General features: G+C 39.0%; 10 protein-coding genes. 5 read left to right on the top strand and 5 right to left on the bottom strand.

Annotated elements, in window-relative coordinates; genetic code table 11:
* Window positions 1-46 precede the first annotated feature (46 nt).
* From rng to tldD, 4 genes are read left to right on the top strand one after another with little or no spacing between them, the layout of a single operon-like run.
* Window positions 47-1504: a ribonuclease G gene (rng, locus tag ESZ36_RS03110; protein WP_146783436.1), complete on the top strand. Its 1458-nt coding sequence runs from the start codon at window positions 47-49 to the stop codon at window positions 1502-1504.
* Window positions 1505-1554: 50 nt separating this feature from the next.
* Window positions 1555-5526 carry a YhdP family protein gene (locus ESZ36_RS03105; RefSeq protein WP_146783433.1) on the top strand — a complete coding sequence of 1324 codons (3972 nt, stop codon included), beginning with the start codon at window positions 1555-1557 and terminating at the stop codon, window positions 5524-5526.
* Entirely contained in the window at window positions 5519-6388 is an 870-nt protein-coding gene (locus ESZ36_RS03100) for a carbon-nitrogen hydrolase family protein (RefSeq protein ID WP_146783430.1), read from the top strand. Before ESZ36_RS03105 ends, ESZ36_RS03100 begins: the two co-directional genes overlap by 8 nt.
* A 51-nt stretch (window positions 6389-6439) precedes the next feature.
* Window positions 6440-7885 carry a metalloprotease TldD gene (gene tldD / locus ESZ36_RS03095; RefSeq protein WP_146783427.1) on the top strand — a complete coding sequence of 482 codons (1446 nt, stop codon included), beginning with the start codon at window positions 6440-6442 and terminating at the stop codon, window positions 7883-7885.
* Window positions 7886-7972: 87 nt separating this feature from the next.
* On the opposite strand, the gene yjgA is transcribed toward tldD, so the two are convergent.
* A complete protein-coding gene (gene yjgA, locus ESZ36_RS03090) occupies window positions 7973-8497 on the bottom strand; it encodes a ribosome biogenesis factor YjgA (protein WP_146783425.1) in 525 nt (174 codons plus the stop codon).
* A 242-nt stretch (window positions 8498-8739) separates the two neighbouring features.
* On the opposite strand from yjgA, the gene pmbA reads away from it, so the two are divergent.
* Window positions 8740-10101 carry a metalloprotease PmbA gene (gene pmbA, locus ESZ36_RS03085; protein WP_146783423.1) on the top strand — a complete coding sequence of 454 codons (1362 nt, stop codon included), beginning with the start codon at window positions 8740-8742 and terminating at the stop codon, window positions 10099-10101.
* A gap of 133 nt (window positions 10102-10234) precedes the next feature.
* On the opposite strand, the gene mgtE is transcribed toward pmbA, so the two are convergent.
* The 4 genes from mgtE to ptsN form a co-directional block, all read right to left on the bottom strand.
* Window positions 10235-11593, bottom strand: coding sequence for a magnesium transporter (mgtE, locus tag ESZ36_RS03080; RefSeq protein ID WP_146783421.1), 1359 nt, complete (start codon window positions 11591-11593; stop codon window positions 10235-10237).
* Window positions 11594-11799: 206 nt separating this feature from the next.
* On the bottom strand, window positions 11800-12075 hold the full coding sequence (locus tag ESZ36_RS03075) for an HPr family phosphocarrier protein (RefSeq protein ID WP_146783419.1): 276 nt from the start codon (window positions 12073-12075) through the stop codon (window positions 11800-11802).
* 15 nt (window positions 12076-12090) lie between these two features.
* Window positions 12091-12945: an RNase adapter RapZ gene (gene rapZ / locus ESZ36_RS03070; protein ID WP_146783414.1), complete on the bottom strand. Its 855-nt coding sequence runs from the start codon at window positions 12943-12945 to the stop codon at window positions 12091-12093.
* Window positions 12946-12984: 39 nt separating this feature from the next.
* The gene (ptsN, locus tag ESZ36_RS03065) at window positions 12985-13437 is read right to left on the bottom strand and encodes a PTS IIA-like nitrogen regulatory protein PtsN (RefSeq protein ID WP_146783411.1); all 453 of its coding nucleotides are present in this window, start codon (window positions 13435-13437) and stop codon (window positions 12985-12987) included.
* Window positions 13438-13505 lie beyond the last annotated feature (68 nt).

Here is a 13505-nt window from a genome sequence, read left to right as displayed (position 1 = left end):
TTTTTCAACTGATTTTTTGAACTACTGTTTGAAATAAAGGATATTTATGAGTGCTGAATTATTAATCAATGTTACGCCTAGCGAAACACGTGTTGCTTTGATCGAAAATGGCTCATTGCAAGAAGTGCATATAGAGCGACAAGCAAAACGTGGCATTGTTGGTAATATCTATTTAGGTAAAATCATTCGTGTTTTACCAGGCATGCAAGCAGCTTTTGTTGATATTAATCTTGATAAAGCGGCGTTTCTACATGCTTCTGATATTAATAGCAAACTCATTGTAAAAGAAGAAACTGATCAGGTACCTGACATTCGATCTTTAGTACATGAAGGTCAACACATCATGGTACAGGTGGTTAAAGATCCGCTTGGCTCAAAAGGAGCACGTTTAACAACGGATATCACTATTGCTTCACGTTATCTCGTATTAATGCCTCACTCCCAACATGCGGGTATATCCTTACGCATTGAAAATCCTAAAGAGCGAGATCGTTTAAAAGATATCGTTACCCCTTATTGTGATGAACAACAAGGATTTATTGTTCGTACTGCGGGTGAAGGTGCTGATGAGTTAGACCTCCAGCATGATGCTGAGTTCTTACGTAGAGTATGGCATAAGGTGTTAGCGCGTAAACAGCGTAAGCAAACTAACTTACCTCTTTATCAAGATCTCTCTTTATCCTTTCGAGTGCTAAGAGATTTTGTGGGTATTAATCTTGAGCGTATTCGTATTGACTCTAATCTGACTTTTCAAGAATTAACCGTTTTTACTGAAGAATTTGTACCTGAGTTAACACCTTTATTAGAATATTACCCAGGTGAGTTACCTATTTTTGATCTGTTTTCTGTTGAACGAGAAATTCAGCGAGCTCTACATCGTAAAATTGAACTTAAATCGGGCGGTTATTTAATCATTGATCAAACCGAAGCCATGACTACCATCGATATAAATACCGGTGCTTTTGTTGGGCATCGTAACTTAGCTGACACCATATTTAGTACTAATATTGAAGCAACACAAGTTATCGCTAGGCAACTGAGACTGAGAAACCTCGGTGGCATTATCATTGTCGATTTCATTGATATGCATAATGACGATCATAAACGTCGCGTATTGCACAGCCTAGATATGGCAATGAGTAAAGACAAGGTTAAATATAGTCTTCATGGTTTTTCAGCGCTTGGATTAGTTGAAATGACACGACAAAGAACACGTGAAAGCTTAGAACATGTTTTGTGTGGAGAATGTCCACTTTGTACTGGCCGTGGTCATCTAAAAACAGTAGAAACAGTGTGTTTTGAAGTACTCAGAGAAATAGTACGTGTCAATCGTGCTCATGATGCCGATAAATTTACCGTTTATGCGTCAACTGCGGTGAGTAATTCGCTGGTTAATGATGAATACCATAACTTAGCTGAAGTTGAAGTTTTTATTGGGAAGTTGATTAAAGTACAAGCCGAACCCATGTATAATCAAGAACAATTTGATGTTGTTATGATGTAATTAGCTTTGGGTAATCACATCATAACAAATATAGGACACACTAAGTTTTAATGAGCATTGTAAGTACTTCAAACCGTTGGCTAAACCGCCTTTATAAATCAATTGCTATTTTGTTAGTGTTGTTAGCGGTAGTCATTAGTGCTTTTCGTTTGTTTTTACCTTATGTCCATAATTATAAACTTCCCCTACAAAATTATTTAAACGAAATATCTCAAACCAATATCGTTATCGGTACATTAAGTATGACCTGGCAAAGGTCTGGACCCATCTTGATTATTGGTGATGTTCAAGTGCTTAAGACAGAAAGAGCTTCTGTATTTATCGAGCAACTTGAAATGCAAGTTGATTTTTGGAGAACACTCACCGAACGAAGTCTGATTTCAAAAAACCTTATTCTTTCTGGTGCAATAGTCAATGTCTCGGAAAAGTTGTGGATAGGTAAAGAGGATGAAGATACCTCAAATAAACCGAAAAATGATAATGAAGCTGATGATATTGAAGTTATTAGCGATCTTTTTTTAAACAGCATAAAGCGATTTTCTATACGTGATAGTCAAATCACAGTGCGTAATGAGTCAATTACACGCACTATAAGATTAAACCAGCTACGTTGGTTAAATACAGGTGAGCGCCATCAAGCAGAAGGCAGTGTGGTACTCAACGGCTTGAGCTCAAATAACTTGCACTTGAAACTAGACCTACAAGGGAATAAAGGCAGTGCACTCGCTGGGAAAATGTACTTACAAGCAAACCAGATAGATATAACGCCTTGGTTAGATGATGTTTTAGTGCTTGATGATGACAAAACCAAAACGGATATTAATTTTTCTGCTTGGTTATATATCAATAACAGTGATATTGACCGTTTAAAAGTTGATTTTTCCGATAGCAGCATGCAGTGGCAGTTTGAGAATAAAAAACAAACATTAACATTAGAGCAAGGGCAGTTATTACTTGTCAAAGGTAAAGCCGATCGAAGCTTGATACTCTATAGTACACCGTTAGCATTACGACTTAATGATACGCAACCACAACAATTTACGGTTATGTTAGCGAAAAAAGCAAATGATTTCTCATTACATTTATCTGAAATTGATGTTGCTATGCTGGCTCAACTAACACCTTTGATCGTTGAAAAACAAGAAATCCGCAATTTACTATCTGAGATGACCTTAACCGGGAAAATTGAAGATCTATATATTCGTAATCAAAATAACACTCTGCAAATTGCGACAAACTTTTCGGCATTTAATAATAGTTTTAGTCACGGTATTCCTGGATTAGAAAATGTGTCAGGAAACCTCAGTTTTGTAGATAGTTATTTATCGGTAGATTTTAATGCAGAAAAAGGTCAGCTGGATTTCGATAAATTATTTGTACAAGCATTCCCCTATCAAACACTATCAGGACAGTTAAATGCTGTGTTTAATGATGAAGGCTGGGCATTGACGGTTGAAGAGTTAGATTTCTTGTCAAAAGAAATTAATCTATCAGCACAAGTTAAGGTGGAAGCGCCTATTGATGGCGAGGTTAATTTAGCATTATTAGCTAATGTCTCTAATGGTAATGCTGGTTTAGTTGGGCGTTATTTACCTTTACCCATCATGAGTGAAAATTTAGTTAATTACTTAAATGCAGCGGTGGTTTCAGGCCGTGTTGAAGATGCACAAGTTTTAATTAATGGGCCGATTAGCCATTTTCCGTTTACCGACGGTAGCGGTATTTTTGTCGTTGATGCCGAGTTGAGTAAATCAGAGTTTAAATTTGTAGATAACTGGCCTGCGATAACGGATTTTGTCGCCAATTTGAATTTTACTAATAATTCGATGTTAATCACTGGCCGAGGTGGAGAGCTAACCGGCTTAGACGTAACAGGGGTTCGCGCCGGTATTGCTGATTTAGCCAATGGTCAAGTTTTAACGGTAGATACCGAAATAAAGCCAACTCAAACGCGTTATATTGGTGATTTGATAAATGAAAGCCCATTCAAAGACAGTGTTGGTAGTGCGTTAGAGCAGTTGCAAATTAGCGGTGAGGTCACTGGGGAGTTTCATCTAAACCTGCCACTCAATAATAATGAACAAGCATTGGCAAGCGGTATTATTAACTTTGATAATAACCAAGTTGCCTTGCAAGCCCCTCGGATGGATTTTACTGAGGTTCAAGGGCAGTTTATTTTTAGTAACGATAAAATCAGCACTAAAAATTTACAACTGATGTGGCAAGGACTACCCATTAACCTTGATATCTCAGGTATGGATAAAGCCGATTACTACGATACCGATATTAATTTAGCTGCGTTATGGCAAGAGTCTACATGGTTGTCCTTTGTCCCTGAAAAATTACGTCGATATACGCAAGGTGAATTGCCGTGGCAAGGTTCATTATCGCTGCATCAGCATCATCAAGGCGGCTTTTCTTACTCAGCAGGTTTTGACACTGAATTAAATAATACCCGACTGTTATTGCCAGCGCCCTATCAGCTTGACGCGAAACAAGAAAATGCTCTTTCTGTAAAAATTAATGGCGATAAAGATCAATCTAATATCGTATTAAATTACGGTGACAAGATGCATTTTTCAGGAGTGTTAGAACACCAACATATCGCGTTTACCCGTGCCAATTTAATGTTAGGTGAAGGCTCTATGGCTTTACCTGGGGATGGTTTTCATATCACCACCAAGCTAGCCCACGCTGATTTTTCGGCATGGCAGCCATTAATCAGTAATATTCTTGATAGCATTAATCAACCATCAAATAGTGTAGAACAAGCAAATTTAATTAATGTAGAACAAGTAAACTCAATTCCTTTTTTAGCTAAGCCAAAAAGAATTAGGGGGTCAATTGGTCAGTTGAGCCTATTGGGGCAGGAACTCAATAATGTTTCTTTTAATTTATTAGATAAGCCGAAATGGTGGTTATTACAACTCAATGCTAAAGAAACTCGTAGCCAAATAAAAATTTATCCTGACTGGTTAGTCGAAGGCTTGGATATTAATGCTGAATTTTTAACTCTTCCTCAAGAGGAAGAGAGTACTGAAATAGAGACGAGTGTTACAGCAATAAATCAACAGCCAGATAGAGCTGAAAATGATATTATTTTTGCTAATATTCCCCCTTTGAATTTTCATTGTGATCGTTGTTCGATTGGCCTGTTAAACTTAGGTAAGGTTGATGTAGCGGTTAAACGTATTGATCAGCAGACGATTGAATTTGCAAAATTCACAGCAAAGCGAGATAAAACATCATTAAATCTGGAGGGTAGTTGGCTTCATAATGAACAAGAATCAACAACTACCTTAGTCGGCAATCTGTCGGTGAATGATGTAGAAACAGAGTTAAAAGCAGCAGGTTATGAATCAATCATTAAAGACAGTGGCGCTAAAATTGACGTAAACCTAAACTGGGAAGGAGGTTTGCATGACTTTACGCTTAACCACTTAAACGGTTCGGTTAATGGACGACTTGATGATGGCTATTTAGCGGATGTAAGTGATTCAGCACGCATATTCTCAGTGTTAAGCTTACAATCTTTAGTACGTAAATTAACACTCGATTTTCGTGATATTTTTAGTGATGGTATGTTTTATAGTAATATCAAAGGTAGTTATCAATTAGATCAGGGATTGTTAACTACCGATAATACCAAAATGAATGGCACCGCAGGTAACTTGTTTATGACAGGTAATACCAACCTAGTCACCGGTGAGCTCGATTATGAAATGTCTTATAAGCCAAATCTAACGTCAAGTTTGCCAGTATTAGCTTGGATAGCTACCTCTTTAAATCCAGTAACATTTCTTGCTGGCGTAGCTATTGACCAAGTTGTTAGATCTCAAGTAGTCTCAGAATTTAAGTTTGAGCTAACAGGCACGGTTGAAAATCCTGACTTCAAAGAAGTTGATCGTAAAAGTAAGAATATTAGTATCGAGGGCGCAGTGCCGACCGAAGATGCTAAAGAAGAAGAATTGAATATAGAGGCACCACCTACATCTAAAAAGGATAAAGCAACCGATGGTTAAATTGAGTGCAATACAGTTATCCTCAGCGGCTAATGTCGAAACTAACCTTGCTAAGATAGCTGAACTACTCGCTGAAATTACTGCTACCCAAGAGGATACTCAACATCTAATAGTACTACCTGAGTGTTGTTTGTATTTTGGCAGTAAAGACAGTGAACAATTGGATTTGGCAAGAGAATCGGCAATAGATTCCTCAAAAGATGCTGCACTAGGCTCTTCACAAGTTTATCCACAAGGTAGTAACCTTTGTGTAGCACTTGGAGAGCTTGCCAGGAAATTTAAAGTTTACTTAGTTGCCGGCACTATACCTATTTTAGCTGCATCCTCGACAAAATTTACTAATAGCAGTTGTGTTTTTAATCCCGAAGGTGAATTGATAGGGCAATACGATAAAATTCATTTATTTGATGTTAATGTTAGCGATAGCACTAAGAGTTATTGTGAATCTCGTTATACCCAAGCAGGTAAAGAAATAAGCGTGGTTAATACCGAATTTGCTAATATTGGACTATCAGTGTGCTTCGATTTAAGATTCCCCAATTTATTTCAGCAACTATCGATTGCAGGTGCTGATATTATTACTGTACCCAGCGCTTTTACCAGAGTGACTGGCAAAGCGCATTGGCAAACATTATTGCAAGCAAGAGCTATTGAAAATCAGGTCTATATTATTGCAGCAGGGCAAGAAGGCGTTCATGAAAATGGTCGTGAAACTTGGGGTCATTCGATGATCATCAATCCTTGGGGCGAAATTGAAAATAGTATCGAAATTGGTGAAGGTTACATTAGTGTCGATTACCAAAAACAAGAAATAACACGGATACGTCAAAACATGCCTTTGAATTCGCCGCTGAGTAGTTAATTGCTGCAATTTGATTATAATTAAAGAACATAGAAGTAGAGCTAAGACCTAATGAATAGTGTTGAGAAATCCTTATTAAGTGATAGTCATATTGATGATGAAATGTTATCGAAAACTTTAAAAAGTATGATGGGAAGAAAAGTTGATTATGCTGATTTATACTTTCAAGCGAGTCAGCATGAGACCTGGGTTCTAGAAGACGGTATTGTTAAAGAAGGGTCATATAATATTGAACGTGGTGTTGGCGTAAGAGCCATTTCAGGTGAAAAAACAGGCTTTGCGTATTCTGATGATATAACCCCTGAAGCACTTCAGCAGGCGGCAGATGCGGCAAAAGGTATCGCTGATAGCGGTACTGGTGCAACCGTTAAAGCGTTTAGCCGTCAATCCCCCATTCAAGTTTATCAGTCAGTTGAGCCACTTGGCAGTTTAACACAAGAGCAAAAAATTGATTTATTGCATCAGATTGAAGCACATGCACGCCAAGTTGATAGCCGTGTTAAGCAGGTTATAGCTAGTATATCAGGGGTATATGAAACTATTTTAGTGAGTGCTAGCGATGGAACATTTGCTACAGATATCCGCCCATTAGTTCGCTTAAACTGCTCGGTTTTAGTTGAAGAAAACGGTAAGCGTGAACGTGCAAGTGCTGGTGGCGGTGCTCGTACTGATTACAGTTACTTCTTTGAAGTTGCAGCGGGAGATAACAAAGCACGTTACTTATCTTATGCTGAAGAATCTGTTAGACAGGCTTTAGTTAACTTAGTCGCCATTGAAGCTCCAGCAGGTACTTACCCTGTAGTATTAGGAGCAGGTTGGCCAGGCGTATTACTGCATGAAGCGGTAGGGCATGGTTTAGAAGGTGACTTTAACCGCAAAGGCTCTTCAGCATTCTCAGGTAAAGTTGGCCAACAGGTTACTTCTGAGCTTTGTACTATTGTTGACGATGGTACGTTGGTCGACCGTCGTGGTTCAATCTCTATTGATGATGAAGGTACGCCTGGGCAATATAATGTGTTAATCGAAAAGGGCATCTTAAAAGGCTACATGCAAGATAAGCATAATGCCGGCTTAATGGGCGTGAAACCAACAGGTAACGGTAGACGTGAATCTTATGCCCATTTACCTATGCCACGAATGACTAATACTTATATGTTAGCAGGAGAGTCTAGTCCTGAGGATATTATTAAGTCGGTTAAAAAAGGTATTTATGCACCAAATTTTGCTGGTGGGCAGGTAGATATTACTTCTGGTAAGTTTGTGTTTACCAGTTCAGAGGCCTATTTAATTGAAGATGGTAAAATAACGTCACCGGTAAAAGGTGCTACCTTAATCGGTAATGGACCTGAAGCGATGAAACGGATCAGTATGGTCGGTAATGACCTGAAATTTGATGCCGGTGTTGGTGTATGTGGTAAAGATGGTCAAAGTATACCGGTTGGTGTTGGTCAACCTACGCTTAAAGTTGATGAAATGACTATTGGTGGTACGCAGTAATTAGCGAGTATTAATAAATTACTGAATGGTAAAAGTTAGCAAGCACTATTATTAATAGTGCTTGCTGATATTCACTGCTTTACTTAGTTAAGCATTCGCTTTTAGGTAAGTGAAAAGGTTTTTATAATGCTTACCTAATTTTTCAGCTTTTTTCTCTTTCGCTGCATGGCGAATCAACTGCTTGATTTTTTGTCGCTCAATTTGTGGAAATTCAGTAATCAAGGCTTCAACAGCATCATTTCCCTGATCAATCAATTCATCTCTAATCGCTTCTAAACGAACAAACTTTGCTGTTTCTTGCTGATGTTTATTAGCCATAACCTCAATAGCACGGTGAATGGGCTCAAGGTCGGTTTCCAAAAGTATTCTAGCTGTATGACGAATGTGGCGACGTAAAGCTTCATGTTTGTTACTGATTTTATCAGCTAAAATCATAGCATCTTTTATGTCTTCACTTAGAGGTAAGCGACTTCGTTGATGCTTAGACATTTCTATTAAGCTCTGTGCGAAATCTTGTAATTGATGCATTTCACGCTTTACTTCGCTTTTACTTTTTAACTCTTCTTCCATTTCTTCTGAAGATTCGTCGATATCGTTGGCTGACTGGGGCATAATAATGTCTAATACCATGTTAAAATAAATTATAATTGTCCTTATTATATCATTAAATTAATTGAGGCTGTTGATCTTTTGCGGTCAAACCTTGTTCGAGTGAGAGTACTTTAATTACGACGAGTCGTGTGTACTAAGCAGAAACAATAAAAATAATCTCAAGTGTTCAACAGTTCCTTATATTCTAAGTCGCTGTTGAGCCTTATTACTCCTTAAAAAGAAAAGAGAAAGTAGAAACCAATATGACCCAAGCCTCTAAATCGCATGATCCAATTACTACACAACTCAGTGAAGTTAAAGCACGTGTTAGCACGGTACTTGAACTCGCCAAATCACTCGGCGCAGACGGTGCTGAAGTTGCTATGAGCCGTCAACAAGGCTTAAGTGTCAGTACGCGCATGGGTGAAGTGGAAAATGTTGAATTTACTAATGATGGTGGTTTAGGTATCACTGTTTACCGTGAAGGCCGCAAAGGTAGTGCTTCTACGGCTGACTTGTCAGAGCAAGCATTGATTAAGACGGTTACCGCAGCAGTAAATATTGCTAAATATACCTCGGTAGATGATTGTTCAGGTCTAGCCGATAAGTCGCTTCTGGCAATGCAGCCCATCGATTTGGATTTATATCATCCACATGAAATCAGTACTGAAGAGGCAATCGAGCTCGCCAAAGAATGTGAAGAAAGCGCCTTAGCTGTTGATCCACGAATTAGTAATTCAGATGGCGCCAGCTTTGATACCTTCGCCGGTTTTAAGGTTTATGGAAATAGTCATGGGCAGTTAGTGGGTTACCCAAGTACTCGCCACAGCTTAAGTTGTGTGATGATTGCGAGTGACGGTGACGATATGGAACGTGATTATGCCTACACAGTTAGTCGAGAGTTCTCTTTACTTGAAAGTGCTAAAAACGTTGGTCTACAAGCCTCACAAGAAGTTTTATCCCGCTTAAAACCACAAACAATCCCAACGGGTAAAGTACCTGTATTATTCAGAGCGGATATTGCCAATACAATATGGGGACACTTTATAGCGGCAATTAGTGGCGGTAATTTATACCGTAAATCGTCTTTTTTACTTGATGCGATTGGTAATGATGTTTTTCCTAAGTTTTTAAATATTAGTGAAAGACCCCATATTGCTAAGGCGCTAGCGAGTAGTGCATTTGATAGTGAAGGTGTCTTAACGCAAGATCGCGAGATTATTAGCCAAGGAGCATTACAAACTTATTTGTTAACGAGTTACTCGGCTCGCAAACTAGGATTAACTACAACGGGTCATGCTGGTGGTATTCATAACTGGTTGGTCGATGCCCAAGGACATGATGGTAGTTTTGACGCTATGTTAAAAACCTTAGGCACAGGTCTGTTGGTTACTGAATTAATGGGGCAAGGAGTAAATGTTGTTAATGGCGATTACTCACGTGGCGCGGCGGGATTTTGGGTAGAAAATGGTGAAATAGCGTACCCTGTAAGTGAAATTACCATCGCTGGTAATTTAGCTCAGATGTTCAAGGGCATTGTTGCTGTTGGCTCTGATGTGGATATGCGCGGTAGTATCCGTACGGGCTCAATTTTGATTGATGAGATGCAAGTCGCCGGACATTAGAAAGTAATTGATTCTGAATCCATTAATAAAAAAGCGTTATCAATTTTGTCATTGATGACGCTTTTTTTGTTGATGAAACTAGGTAACCATCACTAGGTAGATAGTACGAGGTAATAAGTACTCGGTAAAAGTACTAAGTAAGGAATAACGTAGCGGTTCCTAAAAATGCGAAAATACCTACAACATCCGTTACCGTGGTAATAATAACGCTGCCTGCTAGCGCAGGATCTATATTGAGGCGTTTTAATAACAAGGGAATACTTACACCAGCAAGCCCGGCTGCAGTCATGTTCATCAGCATAGCGAATGCAATTACGCCGCCAAGCATTAGGTCCTGCTTCCAAATAGCGACTACAGTAGCAATTAACGTCGCCCAAATAATACCATTTAAAAAACCAATCGCCACTTCTTTACTGAGTAGTGCACGAGCGTTACTGTCACCGACATGACCTAACGCCATACCACGAATAACAAGTGTTAAGGTTTGATTTCCGGCAACGCCGCCCATACTAGGGACCAAAGAATTTAACACCGCCAAAATGGCTAATTGCTGAAAAACACCCTCAAACATACTGGTAACGGCAACCGCCATTAATGCGGTAATAAGGTTAACACCTAGCCATAATGAACGCTGCTTTGTACTTTTAATAACAGGAGCAAAGGTATCTGCCTCATCATCTAAACCAGCCATACTCATCATGGAGTGCTCTGCATTTTCACGAATGATATCGATGACATCATCAATGGTAATACGACCGAGTAAGTGGCCTGCTTCATCAACAACGGGAGCAGAAAACCAATCATGGCGTTCAAAGAGTTGTGCAACATCTTGCTCGCCTAACTCTGCTTGTACCGCTTCAACTTCAGCATTGATCAAACTAGAGACAATGACCTCTGCTTTAGCTGTCACTATTGCCGCTAGTGATACTGCACCAATAAATTTATTGTTACGATCAACAACATAGAAGGAGTCGGTTGCGTCAGGAAGGTCACCCTTAAGCCGTAAGTACCGTAACACTACATCAACCGTTACATCGGGACGCAAGGTGATAGTATCGGTATTCATCATACCGCCAGCAGTATCTTCCTCATAAGATAATGCTGTTTCGACACGACTACGGTCTTGCGAGTCCATCGAGTTCAGTACTTCGTTATAAATACTGTCTGGTAGGGTACGGAAAACTTCAGCTAAATCATCAATGTCCATGCCTTCGGCAACAGCAGCGAGCTTTTCAGGTCGCATGCTTTTAAGAATACCTTTACGAACTTCTTCATTAAGTTCCTCAAGTACTTCACCGTGGAAATCAGGATCAATAAGCTGCCACAGCACTGGGCGACTTTTAGCAGTAGAAGACTCTAAAATAAGGGCTAAATCATAAGCAGGCATGTGCTGTAGTAGTTTACGCACATAGACGAACATACCACTGCCAAGTGCTTCGTTGACTTGTTGTAATCTTTGTTGGTTATACTTTTGTTCTGATACTTCTGGCATAGCGACTCTGCTTCTGTAATGTATAGTGCACAGAAAACCCTCTAAAGAGTGTATCGCTGAGAAAGTCGCGAAACGGAGGGTTGCTTAATGATGAAAATGAAAACAGCTTTCTTTGGAAAACAGCTGAAAGTCGACTTAAGTTTATCGTAACTTAGTGGTTTTATCAGCTTTTTTATCTTATGAGGGGAGCTTTTATGTAGGGTTTGTTATTCAGCTTCGTCGAACTTATCAGAAATTAGTTGGCATATTTCAGCGAGTGCCAACTGTGCGTCTTCGCCTTGTGCAGTGATATTTACCATTTTCCCTTGGCCGCCTGCTAATAGCATTAGCGCCATAATACTACTAGCGTCGGCTTCTTTACCGGCTAATTCGAGGGTAATTTTCGCAGCAAATTTTTGGCTTAATTGCGCTAATTTAGTCGCGGCACGAGCATGTAAACCCAGTTTATTACAAATGGTCACTTGTTGAGATATAACATTCACTATTGTGCTCGCTTTTTAAGTAGATTTAATCTCAATATCTCTATGATGTGTTTGAATATCTTCACGCTCTTTACGGAAATTTTTAGCTAACATTTCAGCGATATAAACAGATCTATGCTTACCACCAGTACAACCAATGGCTATAGTGACATAACTTCGATTATTTCGTTCTAGGTGTGGTAACCAAGTCATCATAAAGCTGTTAATTTGCCAAATAAATTTAGTCACAATAGCTTGGCTCGCGAGGAAGTCTTTTACCTCTGAATCGACACCTGTTTTACCTTTAAGTGACTTTTCCCAAAATGGGTTAGGTAAAAATCTAGCGTCAAAAACATAATCAGCATCAACAGGGATACCGTGTTTAAAACCAAACGATTCAAACACTAATACCATAGAGCCCGTCTTTTTTCCTAAAATCCGCTCTCTGACTAAATCAGCCAGTTGGTGAGGAGTTAGTTGACTGGTATTAATATATAAGTCGGCGTTAGTTGATATTGGTTCGAGTAATGACTTTTCTAGAGCAATGGCCTGATCAAGCGGCATATTCTCTTTAATAAGAGGATGTAAACGGCGTGTTTCACTGAATCGTCTGACTAAGTCATTATCATCGGCGTCTAAAAACAAGGTATTAACATCTACTGCTTTGGGTAAATAAGCAATAATTTCGGGGATATCTTCTGGGTCTTTAGGTAAGTTTCGAACATCAAGACTTACTGCTACGTTTTCATAGTCATTGATAACGGTATGGGTTAATGCTGGCAGAAGATTAATGGGGATATTGTCTACACAATAATAACCAAGATCTTCTAAAACTCTTAGTGCAACTGATTTACCTGATCCTGAGCGACCACTGACAATGATTAATTTCATTTATACTATTCCGAATCCTTTGCGGCAACTTTTCTATTGCTAGCTTGCTTGTTGAATTAAGTTATAGAGTGCCTGATTATCATTGCATTTTCGAACTTGCTTGATCATCTTTTTGTCACTAAATAATTTAGCAATATTTTGTAGCGTATCTAAATGTTCTTGGCAGCTATTTTCAGGCACAAATAAGGCAACAAAAATATCTACATCTCTATTATCTATGGCATCAAAATCGATAGCTTTCTCGGTTGTTATTAACACTGCAACCGCTTTACTTGTATTGGGCAATCGACCATGAGGGATCGCAATACCATTACCTATACCAGTACTACCCATTTTTTCTCTATTGAGTAAACTCTCCAATAGTTCATCTTGCTCTATATCAGTTATTTGAATCGCAGCGAGTTGACAAATTCTTTCTAGAATGCGTTTTTTACTGGTTACTGCTACATCACAACTAGTACAGCTTGTTGTTAATATTTCGGATAATTGCATAATCATGTTAATGGTTATTAGGCGCCACTTACGCTAAATCATTTAGCTCGGGACGCCTGCTTTAATAT

Origin of the sequence: Colwellia demingiae (assembly GCF_007954275.1) — a bacterium.
Taxonomy (GTDB): domain Bacteria; phylum Pseudomonadota; class Gammaproteobacteria; order Enterobacterales; family Alteromonadaceae; genus Colwellia; species Colwellia demingiae.
This window is presented reverse-complemented; position numbering and strand designations above follow the sequence as displayed.

Excerpts from the sequence above, each read along its gene's own strand:
- yjgA (WP_146783425.1), bottom strand. The coding sequence starts at position 8,497 with ATGCCCCAGTCAGCCAACGATATCGACGAATCTTCAGAAGAAATGGAA.
- pmbA (WP_146783423.1), top strand. The coding sequence starts at position 8,740 with ATGACCCAAGCCTCTAAATCGCATGATCCAATTACTACACAACTCAGT.
- ptsN (WP_146783411.1), bottom strand. The coding sequence starts at position 13,437 with ATGCAATTATCCGAAATATTAACAACAAGCTGTACTAGTTGTGATGTA.
- rng (WP_146783436.1), top strand. The coding sequence starts at position 47 with ATGAGTGCTGAATTATTAATCAATGTTACGCCTAGCGAAACACGTGTT.
- tldD (WP_146783427.1), top strand. The coding sequence starts at position 6,440 with ATGAATAGTGTTGAGAAATCCTTATTAAGTGATAGTCATATTGATGAT.
- ESZ36_RS03100 (WP_146783430.1), top strand. The coding sequence starts at position 5,519 with ATGGTTAAATTGAGTGCAATACAGTTATCCTCAGCGGCTAATGTCGAA.
- mgtE (WP_146783421.1), bottom strand. The coding sequence starts at position 11,593 with ATGCCAGAAGTATCAGAACAAAAGTATAACCAACAAAGATTACAACAA.
- ESZ36_RS03105 (WP_146783433.1), top strand. The coding sequence starts at position 1,555 with ATGAGCATTGTAAGTACTTCAAACCGTTGGCTAAACCGCCTTTATAAA.
- rapZ (WP_146783414.1), bottom strand. The coding sequence starts at position 12,945 with ATGAAATTAATCATTGTCAGTGGTCGCTCAGGATCAGGTAAATCAGTT.